Genomic DNA, 21,145 nt, shown 5'->3' on the forward strand with positions numbered 1-21,145 from the left:
CTCCTCCGAGGTATTTAATGGCCAGATGAACGAGGAATCCGCCTTTTCATCTTGCCAAAAATATCTCGGAGCGCGAGGCGAGAGCCTCGCTAACTCCGGTTGAGTCAGTGCTGTCCTACGAGTGGATCGGACCGTCACCACAAGCCAGCGCAGCCTCGCGCACAGCTTCCGAATAGGTCGGGTGGGCGTGGCAGGTCAGGGCCAGGTCTTCGGCTGAGGCGCCAAATTCCATAGCCACGCAGACCTCGTGGATCAGATCGCCCGCTGCCGGGCCGATGATGTGCGCGCCCAGAATGCGGTCCGTGTCCTTGTCGGCCAGAATTTTGACAAAGCCATCGGCGGCAAAGTTCGCCTTGGCGCGACCGTTGCCCATGAACATGAATTTGCCGACCTTGTATGAACGACCTTGTTCCTTGAGCGTTGCTTCTGTTTCACCAACATTGGCGACCTCGGGCCATGTGTAGATCACGCCGGGGATAACACCGTAATTTACATGTCCATGTTTACCCGCGACCTGTTCAGCAGCGGCCATGCCCTCATCCTCGGCCTTGTGGGCCAGCATCGGGCCTTCGGTCACGTCGCCGATGGCGTAGACTCCCGGTACGTTTGTCTGCCAGTCGCTGCCAACTTTGATCTGACCGCGCGGTGTCATTTCGACCCCCAGAGCCTCCAGTCCCAACCCGTCAGAGAACGGCTTGCGCCCGGTGGCGACCAACACGGTATCCGCGTCGATCACATGCTCGCTGTCGTCTTTCAGAAGTTTATAGGTGACCTTGGCCTTGGTTTTGGTCGCTTCGGTCTTTTGCACCGCTGCGCCCATCACAAACTTCAAGCCCTGTTTCTTGAGAATGCGCTGGAAAGTCTTCTGAACCTCGGGGTCCATGCCCGGTGTGATTTCCTTGAGGAACTCAATCACCGTCACTTCGGCCCCCAATCGCTGATAAACCGAGCCAAGTTCCAACCCGATCACACCGGCACCAATCACGATCATCTTCTTGGGAATCTTGCCAAGTGACAGCGCACCAGTCGAGGTCACGACAACCTTTTCGTCAACGTCTACACCAGGCAGCGAGGACGGTTCAGACCCCGAGGCGATGATAATGTTCTTGGCCGAGTGAACCTCATCCCCCACCTTGACCTGACCAGCAGCAGGGATCGAGCCCCAACCTTTCAGCCAGTCGATCTTGTTCTTTTTGAACAGGAACTCGATGCCTTTGGTGTTGCCCTCAATGGTTTCTTCCTTGTAGGCCTGCATCTGTTTCCAGTCGACTGAGGGGCTTTTGCCCTTGAGGCCCATTTTGGCAAAGTTATGCTCGGCCTCATGCAATTGATGTGAAGCGTGCAGCAGCGCCTTTGACGGGATACAACCCACGTTCAGACAGGTGCCTCCCAGCGTTTCACGCCCTTCGACAACGGCGGTTTTCAGGCCCAGCTGGGCGCAGCGGATAGCGCAGACATAGCCGCCTGGGCCGGCGCCGATTACGATGACGTCATAGTTTGCCATTATACTCTCCTAAGTCGACCGGATGGGCCGGTGGCTGCATGATCCAGCGTAGCCGGATCCTGCTGTGCTTTCTTCAAACCGGGTCCAGCAGCTTGATCGTGATATGTGCAATGCCGCCCCGCTCGTGGTGCATCGCCAATTCCTCAGATCCGAAAAAGGCCCGTGCTTTGTCCAAGTTCGTCACTTCGAACATGGCGATGGCGTGGTCGCTCTGATCTGGGTCCCGCCAGACGTGCAGGTCGCGGATACCCGCAGCCTTGCGCATTGGCGTATCCTCACGAAACACTTTCAGCCAGGCATCGAAATCGGCCACATCGGCCTGCCACAATACATGCGTTGCCATAATTACAGATCCATCAGCAGGCGGCGCGGATCTTCCAGCGCCTCTTTTACACGAACAAGGAAGGTCACGGCGCCTTTGCCGTCAACGATCCGGTGGTCATAGGACAGGGCCAGATACATCATCGGACGGATCACGACCTGACCGTTGATTGCCATCGGACGGTCCTGAATCTTGTGCATGCCCAGGATACCCGATTGCGGCGGGTTCAAGATCGGCGAGGACATTAGCGAGCCATAGACACCGCCATTCGAGATGGTGAAGGTGCCGCCCTGCATCTCCTCCATTGACAGCTTGCCATCACGGGCGCGCTTGCCTTTTTCGGCGATGGCTTTTTCGATCTGGGCAAAGGACATCGAATCCGCGTCGCGGATAACCGGAACCACAAGACCGGTCGGTGTTCCGGCGGCAACGCCCATATGGACAAAGTTCTTGTAAACGATGTCGGTGCCGTCGATTTCCGCATTCACCTCGGGCACTTCTTTCAGCGCGTGGCAGCAGGCCTTGGTGAAGAAAGACATAAAGCCCAGACGCACGCCGTGCTTCTTTTCGAACTGGTCTTTGTACTGGTTACGCAGGGCCATCACCTCGGTCATGTCCACCTCGTTATAAGTGGTCAGCATGGCGGCGGTGTTCTGACTGTCTTTCAGACGCTTGGCGATGGTCTGGCGCAGGCGGGTCATCTTGACCCGTTCCTCGCGCGCGGCATCACCTGCTGCGACCGGTGCGCGCGGTGCAGGTGCAGGCGCTGGGGCCGGAGCAGGGGCTGCGGGGGCAGCTGCGGCGCGGGCCACGTCCTCTTTCATGATGCGGCCATCGCGGCCAGTACCTGTAACCTGATCGGCGGACAAACCAGCCTCGGCCATCGCTTTCTCAGCCGAGGGTGCATTGGCCACGTCTTTAGCAGCGGTGGCTGCTGCAGGCGCTGCTGCGGCGGCTGGGGCTGCGGCCGGGGCGGCTCCAGCACCCGAACCCGAAATCACGGCCAGCTTGGCCGAGGCGTCCACGGTGGTGCCTTCGGGCGCTACGATTTCCGCCAGAACACCAGCAGCCGGTGCCGGAACCTCAACCGAGACCTTATCGGTTTCCAATTCGCACAGCATTTCGTCTTGCGCCACGGCATCGCCAACCTGTTTGAACCAGGTCGAAACGGTAGCCTCGGTCACGGATTCACCCAAAGTGGGCACCATCACATCGACGCTGCCACCACGAGCGGCCGCTGCAGGCGCGGCAGCAGGGGCCGGGGCAGCGGCGGGTGCCGGTGCAGCACCTTCGCCTGCGGTGATGGTGGCCAGCAATGCGTCAACGCCTACGGTTTCACCTTCGGCAGCGACGATTTCGCCCATCACACCGGCAGCGGGGGCTGGAACCTCGACCGTTACCTTGTCGGTTTCAAGCTCACAGAGCATCTCATCCACGGCCACAGCGTCACCAGGTTTCTTGAACCAGGTGGCAACCGTAGCTTCGGTGACGGATTCGCCTAGCGTAGGTACACGAACTTCAATGGTCATCGTTTACTTTCCTTCGAGGCTCAGCGCTTCGTTCACAAGCGCCTCTTGTTGAGCTTTGTGTTGGCTGGCCAGACCCGTCGCGGGCGAAGCCGAGGTTGCGCGGCCGACATAAATCGGCCTTGTGTGTTTGGCGCCGATGCGGGTCAGCACCCATTCGATATTGGGTTCGATAAAGGTCCAGGCGCCCTGGTTCTTGGGTTCTTCCTGACACCAGACCATCTCGGCCCCTTTGAAACGCTCAAGCTCATTGATCAGCGAGTGGGCGGGGAAGGGGTAGAACTGCTCGATCCGCATCAGATAGACGTCGTCGATCCCGCGGGCGTCGCGTTCTTCCAGCAGGTCATAGTAGACCTTGCCCGAACACATCACGACCCGCTTGATCTTGTCATCCTTGACCAGCTTGGTGTCCGAATTGCCGTGTTGTGCATCATCCCACAGCACCCGGTGGAAGCTTGAGCCTGTCGTGAATTCGTCGGCAGTGCTGACCGCCAGCTTGTGGCGCAGCAGCGATTTCGGCGTCACCAGGATCAGCGGTTTGCGGAAGGTGCGGTGCAACTGACGGCGCAGGATGTGGAAGTAGTTCGCAGGCGTCGTACAATTCGCCACGATCCAGTTATCCTGGCCGCACATCTGCAGGAACCGCTCAAGCCGTGCGGACGAGTGTTCGGGCCCTTGCCCTTCAAACCCGTGCGGCAGCAGGCAGACCAGACCGGACATGCGCAGCCATTTGCTTTCGCCCGAGCTGATGAACTGATCGAACATGATCTGCGCACCGTTGGCAAAGTCTCCGAACTGCGCTTCCCACAGGGTTAGTGCGTTCGGTTCGGCCAATGAAAACCCGTATTCGAAACCCAGTACAGCGTATTCGCTGAGCATCGAGTCGATCACTTCGTATTTCGACTGGCCTGCTCGGATGTTGTTCAGCGGGTAGTACCGCTCTTCGCTTTCCTGATGCACAAAGCCCGAGTGACGTTGACTAAAGGTGCCGCGTGTTGCGTCCTGACCGGACAGGCGCACCGGGAACCCTTCGGTCAGCAACGAGCCAAAGGCCAGCGCCTCGCCCGTGGCCCAGTCAAAGCCCTTGCCGCTGTCGAACATGTTCTTCTTGTGATCCAGCAACCGCCCGACGGTCTTGTGCAGGGCAACGTCGGCGGGTGCATGCGTCAGGGCCTTGCCGATCTCGACCAGAGTGTCCGGCGTGATCGCGGTTTCGCCGCGGACATATTCTTCTTTGTTCTTGTCCAGATGCGACCAGCGCCCGTCCAGCCAGTCTGCCTTGTTCGGTTTATAGTCTTTGCCCGCGTCGAACTCATCGTTCAGATGGGCCTGAAAGGCGGCTTTCATATCCTCGATCTCACCCTCGGGGATCAGGCCGTCCTTGACCAAGCGCTCGGTATACAGAGACAGCGTGGTCTTATGGGTCTTGATCTTCTTGTACATGATCGGATTGGTGAACATGGGCTCGTCGCCCTCATTGTGACCAAACCGGCGATAGCAGAAGATGTCGATCACGACATCTTTGTGGAACTTCTGGCGGAACTCGGTTGCGACCTTGGCGGCGTGCACGACGGCCTCGGGGTCGTCACCGTTCACGTGGAAGATTGGTGCTTCGACCATCAGCGCGATATCCGTGGGATATGGGCTGGAGCGTGAGAAGTGCGGAGCGGTGGTGAAACCGATTTGGTTATTGACCACGATGTGCATGGTGCCGCCGGTCTTGTGCCCGCGCAGACCCGACAAGCCAAAGCCTTCGGCCACAACACCCTGACCGGCAAATGCCGCGTCGCCATGCAGCAGGATGCCCATCACTGTCGTGCGGTCATCGTCTTTCAACTGGTCTTGCTTGGCGCGGACCTTGCCCAGCACCACCGGGTTCACCGCCTCAAGGTGCGATGGGTTCGCGGTCAGTGACAGGTGGACCGAGTTGCCATCAAACTCACGGTCGCTGGAGGCGCCGAGGTGATATTTCACGTCGCCCGAACCATCCACGTCTTCGGGCTTGAAGCTGCCCCCCTGGAATTCGTTGAAGATCGCGCGATAGGGCTTGCGCATCACGTTGGCCAGAATGTTCAGGCGGCCCCGGTGCGGCATGCCGATCACGATGTCCCGAACGCCCAGGGCGCCACCGCGTTTGATGATCTGCTCCATCGCCGGGATCAGGGCCTCGCCGCCGTCCAGACCAAAGCGCTTGGTGCCCATGTATTTGACGTGCAGGAATTTCTCAAAACCTTCGGCCTCGACCATCTTGTTCAGGATCGCCTTGCGGCCCTCCTTGGTGAAGGCGATTTCCTTGCCATAGCCTTCGATCCGTTCCTTCAGCCACGCGGCCTGTTCGGGATCAGAGATATGCATGTATTGCAGCGCGAAGGTGCCGCAATAGGTGCGTTTCACGATCTCAACGATCTGGCGCATGCTTGCCATCTGCAGGCCAAGCACGTTGTCGATAAAGATCGGACGGTCCATGTCAGCCTCGGTGAAGCCATAGGTTTTGGGGTCCAGCTCGGGGTGTGTACTGGCCGTGCGCATGCCCAGCGGGTCCAGATTGGCGGCCAGATGGCCCCGGATACGGTAGGCCCGGATCAGCATCAGCGCCCGCAGGCTGTCCAGCACCGCGCGCTTGATCTGATCGTCGCTGACGGCAACGCCCTTGTCCGCAGCCTTTTCCTTGATCTTTTGGCCCGCTGCCTTGGCGTCGATCTCGGCCCATTCGCCGGTTAGCGCGCCGGTTAGGTCATCGGCTGGCATCGGCGGCCAGTCGGTGCGCGCCCAGGATGGCCCCTCGGCCTCACGCTGCACGTCCGGCGTAGCGTCACCCATGGCCTTGAAGAACTCGGCCCAGGCGGCATCCACCGCGCCGGGATTCTTGGTGTACTGGGCATAAAGCTGTTCCAGATACTCGGCATTGTGCCCCTGCATAAAGCTAGAGGCGTGAAATGCGGAATTGGGCGTATGTTCGGTCATGTGCGAACCTCGAATGGGCTGGCGGTTTCGGTTTTGGTCTCAGTGCTGCGGGCTGTCGGGGTAGCCCAGCTTGTCAAACACCCAGGCCATGTTTCGTCGGACAGTATCGATCGTTTCGGTGTCATAATACTCTGGCACAGGTATTCCTTTTCGTCGTTCCTTCATCGATTTGTCATGCCCCAGGTTAAAACTGTTTTCCGGCAGGCCAAAATCAGCGAAAATACCGTTCAGGTCGGCAACCAGATGTTCCTTTCGAATAAAGCGATCCACGATCAAAATGTTGTCGATCGAGACAATCTTCCAATCGATGGACCAGGTTCCCGACAAGATGAACGATTTGAACTGCTCAAATTCCGTTTTCGGATCTTCCGAGGGCAGGTTCTGCTGGTATTTCATGAAATGAAACTGAGACACCGCTCGGTCAAAAGGATCGCGGACATTTGCGATTTTGGTGTATTCGTCGAATGTTTCGGCCCCAAGGTTCTCTTTGACTTCCCAGGCCGGCATGTGGTTGCGCCATGGGTATTTGTGCTTGCGCCAGAACTGCCAATCCGGATGCGGTTCAAGCCGCCCAGGCCCCCGTGCCCCGACGATCCCGTATTTTGAGATCCTGACCTTGCCGTTTTCCAGTTCCCCCAGACCCGGCTTTTCGCAAAGCGGCTGAAGGACCTTTTCCGTCGACGTGCCAGCCGTCTTTGTAGTCTTGAGGTAGATGAATTTATGCTTGTGGCACACAAGAACCATTTCAACGGTCCTTTCCGGAAGAAGATGGCCGCGACCTTTTTTGCATACCAAGTCCGTTCACTGGGGCACCTCAATTGGATTGGGGCCGTATTTATTGACACCTGGCTGACTTGGGCGGGTTAGCCACCACAACACCAGAAGAGGAGACACAAACAGAACGATCAACGTCGGAACTACGATCAGCAGCGTGGCGCGGGTGAACAGGATGTCCAGACTGCCGCCGTGCTGAAAATGCGACGCAAGACCGATACCAAAGATCAGAACCGCAAAGGCCCCGAGGATCAGCAGGATCGGCAGCAATGCGTATAGCCCGTTGCGCCCTGTATCATGCATCCGCCGCCAAGCGACCGCCAGATGCGGGAAGAAAACGATCAGGCTAACGATGCTTTGCACGGGTGCCGAAGACGTGGCGGTGACAGATTTGGATGTTTCAGTTTCAGTCACAGCAACCTGAGTGAAGAACTGTGCATCAATGATCCCGGCGATGATACTCCAGATCACGATGAACAGGAAAAAGAACCAATATTCAGACCGCGAGGCACGACCCGAGAAGGTGAAGAATTTCGAGAAACAGGTGCGGATGGCGTCGGAGAAGGTCATTTTGAGTTCTCTGCCTGTTTCGTGACATAGGTTGAGAAAATGGAGGACACATCTATCCCAATGTCCGAAACGGTTGAAATGCGCTCGGTGTTCAGTACTGCACTGTTCAGAACCCGTTTTAGGCCATTGCTTTCATAAGATTGAGATCTGAGACGGTACACCGGAGGCAAAGTCGCAGGGTCGCGTCCTGAACCCCCAAGCAAACGCTCAAATGTCACTGGCGAGTCTTCATCCTTGAGTGCAATCAGGCAACGTAATTGACTGTAGGTGTTATACTCATCAGTGCTGATGCGTAAAACACTCCCAGTTTGCAATTTTACAAACCAACGGTCTTTTTGTTCTGTGCCTTCGAAAGTTACTAGATTGCGTGTACCGGCGGCATTTTTTAACGCAAGTTCCCATGTTCTTACTATGCGCGGATCAGCAACGTCCCCATAACCAAACTGTTCTGAAAGCAACGATGCGGCAAAAGACTTTATTGCGCGGTCATCAAGTTCTGCTGGAACAGCGTGAGTCCAACCAATCTTGATCAGGTTATCCGTTACCGTCACCAGATCAATGGCGGATTGACAAGCCGCCACGGTTTCCGAAGCGAATTTTGAGCTGTCGGCGACAGCTGGGGCAGTTGTGGCTGCCGAGACGGCAGCCACAAGGCCAATAAGGGTTCTTGTACCCCAGTTCACAGTTTACCCAATCGCTTCCAGCACCGCCTCACCCAGTTGCGCCGGGCTTTCGGCCACGACGATACCGGCCGAGCGCATGGCTTCGATCTTGTCCTCAGCTCCACCTTTGCCGCCGGCGACGATTGCGCCCGCGTGGCCCATGCGGCGGCCCGGAGGGGCCGTACGGCCTGCGATGAAACCTGCGGTTGGCTTTTTGCGGCCCTTCTTGGCCTCATCCGCCAGGAACTGCGCGGCTTCTTCCTCGGCTGAGCCACCGATCTCACCGATCATAATGATCGACTCGGTTTCGTCATCGGCCAGGAACCATTCCAGCACGTCGATATGCTCGGTGCCTTTGATCGGGTCGCCGCCGATGCCCACGCAGGTGGACTGGCCCAGACCCACATCGGTGGTCTGCTTGACGGCCTCATAGGTCAGGGTGCCCGAACGGGACACAACGCCGACCGAACCGCGCTTGTGGATGTGACCGGGCATGATGCCGATCTTGCAGGCATCCGGCGTGATCACGCCAGGACAGTTCGGACCGATCAGGCGCGAGCTTGAGCCTTCCAGCGCGCGTTTCACCTTCATCATGTCCAGAACCGGGATGCCTTCGGTAATGCAGACGATCACCTCCATCTCGGCATCAATCGCTTCGAGGATCGAGTCAGCCGCAAATGGAGGCGGAACGTAAATCACCGAGGCGTTGGCTTCGGTCACGTGCTTGGCTTCGTGGACCGAGTTGAACACGGGCAGGTCGAGATGGGTCATCCCACCTTTTCCAGGGGTCACGCCGCCGACCATCTTGGTGCCATAGGCGATGGCCTGTTCGCTGTGAAATGTGCCCTGCGAGCCGGTAAAGCCCTGACAGATCACTTTGGTATTTTCATCGATGAGGACTGCCATTTCGTGGCCTCCATAGTGATTAATGTTAGCGCGCTAGATGTTTTGATCACCAGCGCTGCGAGTCTCGTTTTGGTCGGGATCAGAACCGCGTCGTGCCACGGCGTCGATGACCTGGTCTCGGGACCAAATCCCCAAAGACCGTTGTTTCTGACCTTCTCGCGTCAGCATAAACTCGGGGTCCAGGTTGATTTCGCCCGTTTCACTGACGGTCTCGATCGGTTCTGAAAAGTTAAAGGGTGCAACGCACGGGTTGAACCGTTTGAAACCTCCGTTTCTTGGCAGTCTGGGGTTTTGGGGGATGTAATGCCGCGTCGTCAGCAAATACGGGATTCCGCTGGCGACGAAGTTTTCAAAAAAGGCCCACCGCAACCACCATTTTAGATGAAAAAGACAGTCGCGGCACATCATCATATCCGCCTTTGGCAGAGTGTCTGATGTGATGTCGAGGTGCATGAACTCGCGTCCCGGAGCAGCATGCTGCTGTTTGACCTCTTCCAGAACCTCCAGCGAAATGTCCCCGCCGACATATTGAATGCCGGTCAGGTCCACATGTTGCATCCAAGTCCAATCACCACATGGCGCGTCAAGAAACGTTTTGACATTGTACTCGTCAAAAATACGCGGAAGCGCATCACGCAGCGGTCGGGTCGCCGCAAGGGTCGACCCATGCCCCGAGCGCGGTCCGTTGCCGCGTCCGGACCAGCTCAGCGTTTCAAAAGTGTCTCTCAAACCACTGCGCATAGCGGTTCTCCGTTTGGTTTAAGGTTCGATGAGCTGTGGCGATTACCCCTTAACCGCCTTCACGATCTTCTCGGCACCGTCTTTCAGGTTGTCCGCCGCGATCACGTCCAGGCCCGAGGTGTTGATGATCTCTTTGCCTTTCTCGACATTCGTGCCTTCCAGACGCACGACCAGCGGAACCTGCAGGCCGACCTCTTTCACCGCGGCGACAACGCCCTCGGCAATGACGTCGCAGCGCATGATGCCGCCGAAGATGTTGACCAGAATGCCTTTGACCTGCGGGTCCGAGGTGATGATCTTGAACGCCTCGGTCACTTTCTCTTTGGTCGCACCGCCACCCACGTCGAGGAAGTTGGCAGGCTCAGCGCCATACAGCTTGATGATGTCCATCGTCGCCATCGCCAAACCGGCGCCGTTGACCATGCAGCCAATCTCACCGTCCAACGCGATGTAGTTCAGGTCGTATTTCGAGGCTTCGAGTTCCTTGGGGTCTTCCTCGGTCGTGTCGCGCAGTTCGGCGATGTCGGGGTGGCGGTAGACCGCGTTGCCGTCAAATCCGACCTTGGCGTCCAGCACCTTGAGGTCGCCGCTGTCGGACACGATCAGCGGGTTGATCTCCAGCATCTCCATGTCCTTCTCGACGAAAGCGTTATAGAGCTGACCCATCAGCTTGACGCATTGCTTGACCTGAGCGCCTTCCAGACCCAGCGAGAAGGCGATGCGACGGCCGTGATAGGGCTGATAGCCGGTTGCAGGGTCAACCGAGAAGGACAGGATTTTCTCGGGCGTGGCTGCGGCCACTTCTTCGATGTCCATGCCGCCTTCGGTCGAACAGACGAAGGAAATGCGGCTGGTCTGGCGATCCACCAGCAGGGCCAGGTACAGTTCACGCTCGATGCCGGAACCGGCTTCGATATAAATGCGGTTAACCTGTTTGCCCGCCGGGCCGGTCTGATGCGTAACCAGCGTGCGGCCTAGCATCTTCTTGGCTTCTTCGGCGGCTTCTTCCACCGATTTGGTCAGACGCACACCGCCTTTTTCACCGGCATCGGCCTCTTTGAAGCTACCTTTGCCGCGTCCACCTGCGTGGATTTGCGCTTTGACAACCCAAAGCGGGCCGTCCAGTTCACCGGCTGCGGTTTTGGCTTCCTCGGCGCGCAGAACCGCGCGTCCCTCGGAGACCGGAGCGCCATAGCTGCGAAGAAGAGCTTTGGCCTGATATTCGTGAATGTTCATCAACACTGTCCCGTCTGACTACGATTACACCGTTATAGAGGGCTGTAGAGCGCAAATATAAAGGCTTTTTTGACGGCGAAGAGCTTTTTAGCGTAGATTTTTGTTATTTGTGATCACAGTTTTTTGGGGTGTGATCACAATTCATTCTCGGGCAGTTACTTGATTCGAATCTGAAACCAAACCTGCCAAAAACACATTCAAAAACATAATTTAAAACGTTTGCGCCAACATTTTCGGTAGCTCCATTCGGACTTGGGCAAACGGGCAATAGAAAAGCCGGACCTGAAAAGGACCGGCTTTCAGAATTCTCACAGAAGGGATCAGGCCAGCGAGCTGTCGATGCCTTTGCACGCCTCGATCAGGCCCTTCACCGCGTTGACCGAATTGTCGAAACCAGCCTGCTCTTCTTCGTTCAAGTTGATGTCGACGATCCTTTCAATACCGCCCGCGCCGATCACGGTGGGTACGCCCACGTACAGGCCGCTGACGCCCAGCTCACCATCGCAATAGGCGGCGCAGGGCAGAACACGCTTTTGGTCTTTCAGATAGGCTTCGGCCATTTCGATTGCCGACGTGGCCGGTGCGTAGAAGGCCGAACCGGTTTTCAGCAGGCCAACAATTTCGGCACCGCCGTCACGGGTGCGCTGTACGATAGCGTCCAGCTTGTCTTGCGTGGTCCAGCCCATTTCGACCAGATCGGGCAGCGGGATACCAGCGACGGTCGAGTAACGGACCGACGGCACCATAGTGTCGCCATGGCCGCCCAGAACAAACGCGGTGACGTCTTTCATCGAGACGTTGAACTCTTCGGCCAGGAAATGAGCAAAGCGGCCCGAATCCAGAACACCTGCCATACCGCAGACCTTGTTGTGCGGCAGGCCCGAGAATTCACGCAGCGCCCAGACCATCGCGTCCAGCGGGTTGGTGATGCAGATGACGAACGCGTCGGGTGCGTTGGCCGCAATGCCTTCGCCGACAGATTTCATGACCTTCAGGTTGATGCCCAACAGGTCGTCGCGGCTCATGCCCGGCTTGCGAGGGACGCCAGCGGTCACGATGCAGACGTCGGCGCCAGCGATATCTTCGTAGGACTGAGTGCCTTTCAGCTTGGCGTCAAAGCCTTCGGACGGGCCGGATTCAGCGATGTCCAGCGCCTTGCCTTCGGGGGTGCCTTCGGCGATGTCGAACAGGACGACGTCACCCAGTTCTTTCATTGCTGCGAGGTGGGCGAGCGTGCCGCCGATCTGACCTGCGCCGATCAGCGCGATCTTGGGTCTGGCCATTTGGATTATCTCCGGTCGGTTTTGAAATCGCGGTTTTGCTAGTCGTTAAATGGGTTTCGCGCAAGTACCCTTGGGCGCGGCATGCAACCGCATACCATTTGCACCCGGCCGTGTGATTGCGCTAAACGGCCTTTTAGACAGGCCAATTTGCAGGACGCCACATGTTCGAATTGAACTTGATGTTTTTTGCCGTGGCGATCCCTGCGGTGGTCTTTGCCGGAATCTCGAAGGGCGGGTTCGGGTCGGGGGTGGCGTTTGCGTCCTCGTCGATTCTGGCCCTGATACTTGAACCCGGGCAGGCGCTTGCGCTGATGTTGCCGATCCTGATGGTGATCGATGTGGCCACCCTTGGCCCATACTGGAAACGGTGGAGCTGGCCGGATTCACGCCTGTTAATACTGGGCGCTGTGCCGGGGGTTGCGCTGGGGGCGTGGTTGTACCGCGCCACAAACGATGACCTGCTGCGATTGCTTATTGGCGGAATTTCTGTCGGATTTGTGATTTGGCATTTTTCGCAGACCAAAGGCTGGGTGCGCGGCTTTGCCAACCGCCTGCCACCGCCTGCCGGGCTGTTCGCGGGTCTGATCGCCGGGTTCACCAGTTTCGTCAGCCACGCCGGAGGGCCCCCGGCCGCGGTCTACCTGCTGTCACAGCGCTTGACGAAGACTCAGTTTCAGGCGTCGACCGTGCTGGTCTTCTGGATCATCAATATCGCGAAGTTTGTGCCTTATGCCTATCTGGGTTTGTTCACCTGGCACACCGCATGGGTTGACCTTTTGCTGACGCCCTTTGCTATTCTGGGTGCTTGGCTGGGCGTTCGGGCGCATTTCATGCTGTCCGAGCGCCTGTTCTTTGGCATTGCCTATGTGCTGCTGACATTGACCGGCAGCAAGCTGATCTGGGACGCGTTAACCTAGACGTTGGGCGGCAGCGCCTCGGCCATATCTTCATAGGCCTGGCCTGAGGCGACCAGGCAAGTTACCCCGTCCGGCAATGTCACCGTGATCGTCCAGCTGCCGCTTTGATCCGAAGCGTAAACCTCCATCACGGTCCCTTGCCGCGCGACGCCGATACTGCGGCGTGTTTCGCCGTAGGTCTCGGTCAGGCGCCTCACTATGTCCTCGCGCGGGGCACAGGTGCGGGCCTGTACCTGTTGTGCGGCCAGAACCATGATCCCAAGGCCCATCGTCATCTTAAACAACGTCGTTTTCATCAGTCACCCCTTTCGATTCCAACGTAATCAGGGTGCGTCTGGCGGGCAGAAATCCGGTTAAAGCTCCGCACGTTGCGTCGTAAATGCTGCAGCGCGGCGATTTTGCTCTTGAACTTTCCGACAAAAAATGCCCCATTCCGCGCAACATTCTTTCAAAGGGAGAGGCCAATGGACCCCCGTCAGCGCCCCTATCGTTCCGTTCTCTATATCCCCGGCTCGCGCGATCGGGCGCTGGATAAGGCCCGCACCCTGCCAGTGGATGCGATCATCTTTGATCTTGAAGATGCCGTTGCCGCCGACGAAAAGGTCAATGCGCGCGAAACTCTCAGGGCGGCACTGGCTGCTGGCGGGTATGGTGACAGGGTCAGGATCGTGCGCATCAACGGGCTGGATACCGAATGGGGCCGTGCTGACACCGAAGCCGTACGCGAGATGGACGCGGATGCCGTGTTGTTGCCCAAGGTGGGTTCGGCCGCTGACGTGGACGCGCTGGCCGCGATCACCGGCGACATGCCGATCTGGGCGATGATGGAAACTCCGCAAGGGATGTTGAACGCGGCCGAGATTGCAGCGCATCCGTTGATGGCAGGCTTTGTCATGGGCACCAACGATCTGGCCAAAGATCTGCAAACCCGGTTCCGTCCGGACCGTCTGCCGTTGATGACGTCGCTGGGCCTGTGCGTGTTGGCCGCCAAGGCCCATGGGCTGATCATCGTGGATGGTGTCTATAACGCATTCAAGGATGAGGCTGGTCTGGCCGCAGAATGCGAACAAGGCCGTGACATGGGTTTTGACGGCAAGACGCTGATCCACCCGGCGCAGATCAACATCACCAACGCGGCCTATGCGCCGTCAGAGGCCGAGATCGACTTGGCCCGCCGTCAGATTGCAGCGTTTGAAGAGACCGAGGCACAAGGGCAGGGCGTTGCCGTCGTGGATGGGAAGATCGTTGAAAACCTGCATGTTGTAACAGCCCGCGAAATTCTGGCAAAAGCAGAGGCGATTTCAGCTTTGCAAGCGGGGTAAGCCAGCAATGGGCTTTGTTCTTCTGATCCTTGGGGTGGCGCTGTGGTGGGCCGCTCATCTGTTCCAACGCGTCATGCCGGCGCAGCGCGCGGCGATGGGCAGCGCGGGCAAAGGCGCGGTCGCGCTGGCGCTGGTCGCGGCAATCCTGCTGATGATCTTCGGCTATCGCATGACCGATACCGTTTTCGTCTGGGCGCCACCATCTTTCATGACCCACATAAACAACCTGATGGTGTTGATCGCGATCTATATGATGAGCCCCGCAGGCACTAAGGGTCGCCTGTTGAACAAGCTTCGCCATCCGATGCTGGGCGGGTTCAAGCTGTGGGCTTTTGCGCATTTGCTGGTTAACGGCGATTTGGCCTCGATCATTCTGTTCGGCGGGCTTCTGGCCTGGGCTGTTGTAGAGGTCATTGTGATCAACAAATCCGAGCCCGATTGGACGCCCGGTGAACCCGGTACCTATGGCAAGGACGCGATGTTCTTTGTCGCCTCGATCGTGTTGTTGGGTGTGATCGGCTATATTCACGGGCTGGTTGGTCCGTCTCCGTTCCCATCTTAAGGAAATGACATCATGGCAAAACTCTATCGCCTGCTGACCGAGGAAGACACATCCGCCTTCTGCCACAAAGTGTCAGACGCCTTAGCAAAAGGGTGGGAGCTGTATGGCGACCCGTCTTACGCCTATGACGAAAACAGCCGCATGATGCGATGTGCGCAGGCTGTGACCAAAGAGGTCGAGGCCGACTATTCCTCCGATATGAAACTGGGACAGCAATAATGGCAAAGACAAATCCGGGCCGCTTTTTCGAAGACTACTCTGTTGGTCAGGTGCTGCATCACGCCGTGCCGCGTACTGTAACCGACGGAGAGCGGGCGCTGTACCATGGGCTCTACCCGGCGCGGCACGCGCTGTATTCGTCGGATGAATTTGCTCGGAATTGCGGCTTGCAGCAAAGCCCGATTGACGATCTGGCTGCTTTCCACGTGGTGTTTGGCAAGACCGTGCCAGACATCTCGCTGAACGCGGTTGCCAATCTGGGATATGCCGAGGGGCGCTGGCTGTTGCCGGTCTATCCCGGCGATACGCTGCGCTCTGAATCCGAGGTAATCGGGGTCAAGCAGAATTCGAACGGCAAGACCGGCGTGGTCTGGGTACGCACGCGTGGCCTGAATCAGCGCGATGAGGTCGTGATCGAATATGTCCGCTGGGTGATGGTGCGCAAATCGAACCTTGACGCCCCCGCGCCCGAGGCGGTTGTGCCGGACCTGAAAAAGGTACTTGAGCCAAAAGATCTGGTGGTGCCCGCGGGGTTGGATTTCTCGAATTACGATTTTGCCCAGTCGGGCGAGGCGCATCGTTGGGGTGATTACGAGATTGGCGAAACCATTGATCATGTCGACGGCGTGACGGTGGAAGAGGCCGAGCATATGCTTGCCACCCGGCTGTGGCAGAACACAGCCAAGGTACATTTCGACCTGACCTTCCGGCCCGATGGTCGTTTGATTTATGGTGGCCACGTGATTTCGATGGCGCGGACATTGTCGTTCAACGGCCTGGCCAATGCGCAGATGATTGTCGGCCTGAACGGCGGCGTCCATGCCAACCCCTGCTTCGCAGGCGACACAATCAAGGCCTGGTCCGAGGTTCTGGACAAGGCCGAAACTGGTGTGCCGGGCGTGGGTGCCATCCGTCTGCGGCTGGTCGCGACAAAGGGTGGAGAGCCGTTTGCGCTGAAAAACGAAGCTGGCCGGTATCAGCCGAACGTCCTGTTGGACCTTGATTATTGGGCGCTGATGCCAATCTGAGCACGCCCCACATTCATTTGATCGCAGCCTGTGTCAATCATGCTAGGCTGCGATCATGGTCCTACTTCGATCACTTGCTGCCTTCCTGTTTCTGACGCCGCCCGCCGTCGCGTGCGATCTGGCGTTGGCTTTGGCAGTGGACGTATCCGGTTCGGTCGATACGACGGAATACCGGATACAGATGGATGGGCTGGCCGCCGGGCTGCGCGACCCCTTGGTGTCCGAGGCGCTGGTGCGGGGGGAGGCACAGTTGATGCTGGTGCAGTGGACCGGGTCCTCGCGTCAAAAGGTGACGATCCCGTGGACCCGGATCGATAGCTTTGACACGCTTGAACGGTTTGCCGATCAAGTTGCCGACGACCCCAGGGTTTGGCGCAACTTTTCAACCGCAATCGGTGAGGCGCTTGAGATGACCATGTCCAGCTTCGATGCGGTGGCGGATTGCAAACGGCATCTGATAGATATTTCGGGCGATGGGGTGTCGAACGAGGGTGTCGAACCAACCGAGACGCACAGGGCGTTGCGCACACGCGGGGTGACGGTAAACGCAATTGCGATCGAGGAAAGCGAACCGGACCTGACCGCCTATTTCTTTGAAAATGTCATTGTCGGCGAGGGCGCATTTGTGGTGTCGGCAGCGGGGTTTGCCGATTACCCCGAGCGGATTCGAAAGAAGCTGTTGCGCGAAGTTACACAGCAATCAGCGGCTTTGGAGCAGCAGTAGCAGATTCGTGATCACAATGCTTGTTCCCTGAAAACGCTAACATTCAAGGCTTGGAAGGGTTTTCGTGATCACAGTATTATTTTGCGTGATCACAAACTGATGAAATCTGCTATTTTGAACCCTTTTTACCCATTTTTGCGCATGCAGCACGTGACAGAAGGGCAAAAAACAGTAAAACGACCGGTAGCCAACGAAAGAGGAGCCGACATGGCCGATGTCAATCGGGGCAACCGCCCGCTCTCGCCACACATTATGATCTATCGCCCCCAGATGACTTCGTTGTCGTCGATCATGGTTCGCCTCTCGGGATTGGGCGCCTTTGCCGTTGCAATCCTGATCGTCTGGTGGCTGTTGGCCGCTTCGACATCGGAAAGCGCGTTTCTGGCCATCGACGGTTTTCTGCGCAGCTGGTTCGGCGACATCCTCCTGACCTTGGCCACCTGGGCGCTTTGGTATCACACGCTGGGTCGTCTGCGTCACGTCTTTTGGGATTTCGGCTACTGCCTTGATGTTGAGGTCTCTGAGAAACTGGGTCTAGGCATGTTCGTCGGTGCGACCATCCTGACCATTATCACTGTGATTGCGGTTTAAGGGGGCGGCACATGCGATATCTGACTGACCGTAAACGCGCGCAGGGTCTGGGCGCAGGGAAATCCGGCACACAAACACATTGGCGCACCATGGTCCGGGCGATGATCCTGACCGTGCTGGTTCCGATCTTCATCTTCACCTTCGGGGCCGGTATCGGCGGCACATACGAAGAAGTCGTCGCCTATTTCAGCCGCCCATTCCCGGCAATTGTGACCGCTCTGACTTTGGTCGTGGGCATGCAACAGCTGATGTATGAGGCGCAGGAAACCATCGAAGATTATGTCCATGGTGTTCTCGAGAAAGTCTCGCTCGTTGCAATGTGGGCCCTGGGCTACACGCTGATCGCGGCCGGGCTGTTCGCTCTGGTCAAGCTCGCCCTGTGATGCGCGGTAAGGAACAAGAACAATGACAGCAGCATATGAATATGAAACCCACGAATACGACGTCGTTGTCGTAGGCGCAGGTGGTGCAGGTCTGCGGGCGACGCTGGGCATGGCCGAACAGGGCCTACGCACTGCATGCGTCACCAAAGTGTTCCCGACACGCTCGCACACGGTTGCGGCGCAGGGCGGCATCGCGGCATCTCTGTCTAACATGGGACCGGACCACTGGCAGTGGCACATGTACGATACCGTCAAGGGTTCGGACTGGTTGGGTGACACCGACGCGATGGAATATCTGGCCCGTGAAGCACCCAAAGCGGTGTATGAGCTGGAGCACTACGGCGTGCCCTTCAGCCGGACCGAAGAAGGCAAGATTTATCAGCGTCCCTTCGGTGGCCACACAACCGAATTCGGCGAAGGTCCTGCCGTGCAGCGCACCTGTGCCGCAGCCGACCGGACAGGCCATGCGATCCTGCACACGCTGTATGGTCAGTCGCTGAAGAACAACGCCGAGTTCTACATCGAATACTTTGCCATCGATCTGATCATGTCCGAGGACGGGCAGTGTCAGGGTGTCGTCTGCTGGAAGCTTGACGACGGAACGATGCACGTCTTCAACGCCAAGATGGTGGTACTGGCGACCGGCGGCTACGGCCGTGCCTATTTCAGCGCGACGTCGGCCCATACCTGTACTGGTGACGGCGGCGGTATGGTGGCCCGCGCGGGCCTGGCGCTGCAGGATATGGAATTCGTGCAGTTCCACCCGACCGGCATCTACGGTTCGGGCTGCCTGATCACCGAAGGCGCACGGGGCGAGGGTGGCTACCTGACCAATTCGGAAGGTGAACGGTTCATGGAGCGTTACGCGCCCCAATACAAGGACCTCGCGCCACGTGACTACGTCTCGCGTTCGATGACCATGGAGATCCGTGAAGGCCGTGGCCATGGTGACAATGGCGACCACATCCACCTGAATCTCAGCCACCTACCGGCCGAAGCGCTGGCGGAACGTCTGCCGGGCATCTCGGAATCGGCGCGTGTGTTTGCCGGTGTGGACGTGACCAAGGAACCGATCCCGGTTCTGCCGACCGTGCACTATAACATGGGTGGCATTCCGACCAACTATTGGGGCGAGGTTCTGAACCCCACAGCCGATAACCCAACGGCTGTTGTGCCGGGCCTGATGGCCGTGGGTGAAGCGGGTTGTGCTTCGGTTCACGGGGCGAACCGTTTGGGCTCGAACTCGCTGATCGACCTTGTGGTGTTTGGCCGTGCGGCAGCGATCCGGGCCGGTGAGGTTGTCGATGCCAAAGCGTCGAACCCGGTTCTGAACCAAGCGTCGGTCGACAAGGCGTTTGACCGGTTTGATGCTGTGCGGAATGCGAGCGGCGCAATCCCTACCGCCGATCTGCGGCTTGAGATGCAGCGGACCATGCAGGAAGACGCAGCCGTATTCCGGACCGCCAAGACCATGGCCGAGGGCGTCGAAAAGATGATGGTGATCGCGGCCAAGATGGACGACCTGAAGGTCTCCGACCGCTCGTTGGTGTGGAACAGTGATCTGATGGAATCTCTGGAACTGACCAACCTGATGCCAAGCGCGCTGGCCACCATCGTTGGTGCCGAGGCACGCAAGGAATCCCGCGGTGCCCATGCGCATGAAGACTTCACCGAGCGTGACGACGAAAACTGGCGTGTCCATACCGTTTCGCGGGTTGAGGGCAACAAGGTTGACCTCAGCTATCGCCCGGTTATTGCCGATCCGCTGACCACCGAAGAAGAAGGTGGCATCAGCCTCAAGAAAATCGCGCCGAAGGCGCGGACGTTCTAAGGAGAGGAACTTTATGGTACAACTAACCCTCCCCAAGAATTCGCGCATCACGACGGGCAAAACCTGGCCGAAGCCGGAAGGCGCGACCAATGTGCGTAAGTTCCAGATCTATCGCTGGAACCCGGATGATGGAAAAAACCCCCAGCTCGACACCTATTTCGTTGATATGGACAGCTGTGGGCCGATGATTCTGGATGCGCTGATCAAGATCAAGAACGAGATCGATCCGACCCTGACCTTCCGCCGCTCGTGCCGCGAAGGCATCTGCGGTTCCTGCGCAATGAATATCGACGGGATCAACACGCTGGCCTGTATCTACGGCATGGATGAGATCAAGGGTGACGTGAAAATCTATCCGCTACCGCATATGCCGGTAGTCAAAGACCTGATCCCCGATCTGACACATTTCTATGCCCAGCACGCTTCGATCATGCCGTGGTTGGAAACCAAGACCAACCGCCCCGCAAAAGAGTGGAAGCAGTCGATCGAAGACCGCAAAAAGCTGGATGGTTTGTATGAATGTGTGATGTGCGCCAGCTGCTCGACCTCGTGCCCGAGTTACTGGTGGAACGGCGATCGCTACCTTGGGCCCGCCGCGTTGCTGCATGCCTATCGTTGGATCATCGACAGCCGCGATGAAGCCACGGGTGAGCGTCTGGACGAGCTGGAAGATCCCTTCAAGCTGTATCGCTGCCATACGATCATGAACTGTGCCAAGACCTGTCCCAAGGGGCTGAACCCGGCCAAGGCAATTGCCGAGATCAAGAAGATGATGGTCGATCGGTCCGTTTGATCACAGCCACAAAAGAAGACAAAATCCGGGGTGGCAACACTTCGGGTTATTTCGTGTTATGCGGGCATTGCAATGTCGGAGTACATCAATGACCCATAGACTACTAAAAGCCTTGTCAATTTCTGCCATCACCATTCTTTAAGCGTGTGGTGGATCGGGCAGCGACCGGGCGGACTTAGCATTCAAACAGGTAGACTGTGCAAAACAGGCCGGAATTGGGGGGGCATTTACCACTCAATACACCCTTCAGGATGGTAAGCAGACTGAGGTGTTCGTTTCCGGCAACG

General features: G+C 57.8%; 22 protein-coding genes. 10 read left to right on the top strand and 12 right to left on the bottom strand.

What is annotated here, in order from left to right:
* Positions 1-115: 115 nt before the first annotated feature.
* The 11 genes from lpdA to mdh all read right to left on the bottom strand — a co-directional run bounded on the left by lpdA (position 116) and on the right by mdh (position 12,488).
* Positions 116-1,504 (bottom strand): dihydrolipoyl dehydrogenase, encoded by a 1,389-nt coding sequence (gene lpdA, locus ACR0LY_RS13425; RefSeq protein ID WP_170350637.1) that lies wholly within the window; start codon positions 1,502-1,504, stop codon positions 116-118.
* A 73-nt stretch (positions 1,505-1,577) separates the two neighbouring features.
* Positions 1,578-1,847, bottom strand: a complete 270-nt coding sequence (locus ACR0LY_RS13430) for a hypothetical protein (RefSeq protein ID WP_170350636.1) — start codon at positions 1,845-1,847, stop codon at positions 1,578-1,580.
* Positions 1,848-1,849: 2 nt separating this feature from the next.
* Positions 1,850-3,355, bottom strand: coding sequence for a 2-oxoglutarate dehydrogenase complex dihydrolipoyllysine-residue succinyltransferase (gene odhB, locus ACR0LY_RS13435; RefSeq protein ID WP_170350635.1), 1,506 nt, complete (start codon positions 3,353-3,355; stop codon positions 1,850-1,852).
* 3 nt (positions 3,356-3,358) lie between these two features.
* A complete protein-coding gene (locus tag ACR0LY_RS13440; RefSeq protein WP_170350633.1) occupies positions 3,359-6,316 on the bottom strand; it encodes a 2-oxoglutarate dehydrogenase E1 component in 2,958 nt (985 codons plus the stop codon).
* Between the two features lie 39 nt (positions 6,317-6,355).
* On the bottom strand, positions 6,356-7,060 hold the full coding sequence (locus ACR0LY_RS13445) for a sulfotransferase family 2 domain-containing protein (RefSeq protein WP_170350632.1): 705 nt from the start codon (positions 7,058-7,060) through the stop codon (positions 6,356-6,358).
* Positions 7,061-7,117: 57 nt separating this feature from the next.
* Positions 7,118-7,660: a DUF805 domain-containing protein gene (locus tag ACR0LY_RS13450; protein WP_170350630.1), complete on the bottom strand. Its 543-nt coding sequence runs from the start codon at positions 7,658-7,660 to the stop codon at positions 7,118-7,120.
* Positions 7,657-8,343: a hypothetical protein gene (locus tag ACR0LY_RS13455; protein ID WP_170350629.1), complete on the bottom strand. Its 687-nt coding sequence runs from the start codon at positions 8,341-8,343 to the stop codon at positions 7,657-7,659. The genes ACR0LY_RS13450 and ACR0LY_RS13455 overlap by 4 nt, the downstream gene beginning before the upstream one ends.
* A 3-nt stretch (positions 8,344-8,346) precedes the next feature.
* Positions 8,347-9,228: a succinate--CoA ligase subunit alpha gene (gene sucD / locus ACR0LY_RS13460; RefSeq protein WP_170350627.1), complete on the bottom strand. Its 882-nt coding sequence runs from the start codon at positions 9,226-9,228 to the stop codon at positions 8,347-8,349.
* Between the two features lie 33 nt (positions 9,229-9,261).
* On the bottom strand, positions 9,262-9,969 hold the full coding sequence (locus ACR0LY_RS13465) for a class I SAM-dependent methyltransferase (protein WP_170350626.1): 708 nt from the start codon (positions 9,967-9,969) through the stop codon (positions 9,262-9,264).
* Positions 9,970-10,011: 42 nt separating this feature from the next.
* Positions 10,012-11,205, bottom strand: a complete 1,194-nt coding sequence (gene sucC, locus ACR0LY_RS13470) for an ADP-forming succinate--CoA ligase subunit beta (RefSeq protein ID WP_170350625.1) — start codon at positions 11,203-11,205, stop codon at positions 10,012-10,014.
* A gap of 320 nt (positions 11,206-11,525) precedes the next feature.
* Positions 11,526-12,488 carry a malate dehydrogenase gene (gene mdh / locus ACR0LY_RS13475; protein WP_170350623.1) on the bottom strand — a complete coding sequence of 321 codons (963 nt, stop codon included), beginning with the start codon at positions 12,486-12,488 and terminating at the stop codon, positions 11,526-11,528.
* 161 nt (positions 12,489-12,649) lie between these two features.
* On the opposite strand from mdh, the gene ACR0LY_RS13480 reads away from it, so the two are divergent.
* Positions 12,650-13,405, top strand: a complete 756-nt coding sequence (locus ACR0LY_RS13480; protein ID WP_170350622.1) for a sulfite exporter TauE/SafE family protein — start codon at positions 12,650-12,652, stop codon at positions 13,403-13,405.
* Here the strand turns inward: ACR0LY_RS13480 and ACR0LY_RS13485 are convergent.
* Positions 13,402-13,701, bottom strand: a complete 300-nt coding sequence (locus ACR0LY_RS13485; protein ID WP_170350620.1) for a hypothetical protein — start codon at positions 13,699-13,701, stop codon at positions 13,402-13,404. The genes ACR0LY_RS13480 and ACR0LY_RS13485 overlap by 4 nt on opposite strands.
* 168 nt (positions 13,702-13,869) lie before the next feature.
* On the opposite strand from ACR0LY_RS13485, the gene ACR0LY_RS13490 reads away from it, so the two are divergent.
* The 9 genes from ACR0LY_RS13490 to ACR0LY_RS13530 all read left to right on the top strand — a co-directional run bounded on the left by ACR0LY_RS13490 (position 13,870) and on the right by ACR0LY_RS13530 (position 20,858).
* Positions 13,870-14,727, top strand: a complete 858-nt coding sequence (locus ACR0LY_RS13490; protein ID WP_170350619.1) for an HpcH/HpaI aldolase/citrate lyase family protein — start codon at positions 13,870-13,872, stop codon at positions 14,725-14,727.
* 7 nt (positions 14,728-14,734) lie between these two features.
* Positions 14,735-15,289, top strand: a complete 555-nt coding sequence (locus ACR0LY_RS13495; protein ID WP_170350617.1) for an NnrU family protein — start codon at positions 14,735-14,737, stop codon at positions 15,287-15,289.
* Between the two features lie 12 nt (positions 15,290-15,301).
* Complete coding sequence (locus tag ACR0LY_RS13500; protein ID WP_170350615.1) at positions 15,302-15,508, top strand: DUF1737 domain-containing protein; 207 nt, start codon at positions 15,302-15,304, stop codon at positions 15,506-15,508.
* Entirely contained in the window at positions 15,508-16,536 is a 1,029-nt protein-coding gene (locus ACR0LY_RS13505) for a MaoC family dehydratase (RefSeq protein WP_170350613.1), read from the top strand. The genes ACR0LY_RS13500 and ACR0LY_RS13505 overlap by 1 nt, the downstream gene beginning before the upstream one ends.
* 55 nt (positions 16,537-16,591) lie before the next feature.
* On the top strand, positions 16,592-17,260 hold the full coding sequence (locus ACR0LY_RS13510) for a DUF1194 domain-containing protein (protein WP_170350611.1): 669 nt from the start codon (positions 16,592-16,594) through the stop codon (positions 17,258-17,260).
* A gap of 207 nt (positions 17,261-17,467) precedes the next feature.
* Positions 17,468-17,851 (top strand): succinate dehydrogenase, cytochrome b556 subunit, encoded by a 384-nt coding sequence (gene sdhC / locus ACR0LY_RS13515; RefSeq protein WP_170350610.1) that lies wholly within the window; start codon positions 17,468-17,470, stop codon positions 17,849-17,851.
* 11 nt (positions 17,852-17,862) lie between these two features.
* On the top strand, positions 17,863-18,234 hold the full coding sequence (locus tag ACR0LY_RS13520; protein WP_170350608.1) for a succinate dehydrogenase, hydrophobic membrane anchor protein: 372 nt from the start codon (positions 17,863-17,865) through the stop codon (positions 18,232-18,234).
* 22 nt (positions 18,235-18,256) lie between these two features.
* Positions 18,257-20,065: a succinate dehydrogenase flavoprotein subunit gene (gene sdhA / locus ACR0LY_RS13525; protein ID WP_170350607.1), complete on the top strand. Its 1,809-nt coding sequence runs from the start codon at positions 18,257-18,259 to the stop codon at positions 20,063-20,065.
* Positions 20,066-20,078: 13 nt separating this feature from the next.
* Entirely contained in the window at positions 20,079-20,858 is a 780-nt protein-coding gene (locus tag ACR0LY_RS13530; protein WP_170350606.1) for a succinate dehydrogenase iron-sulfur subunit, read from the top strand.
* The last annotated feature ends 287 nt before the right edge of the window (positions 20,859-21,145 follow it).

Source organism: Ruegeria sp. BC5 (genome assembly GCF_056539205.1).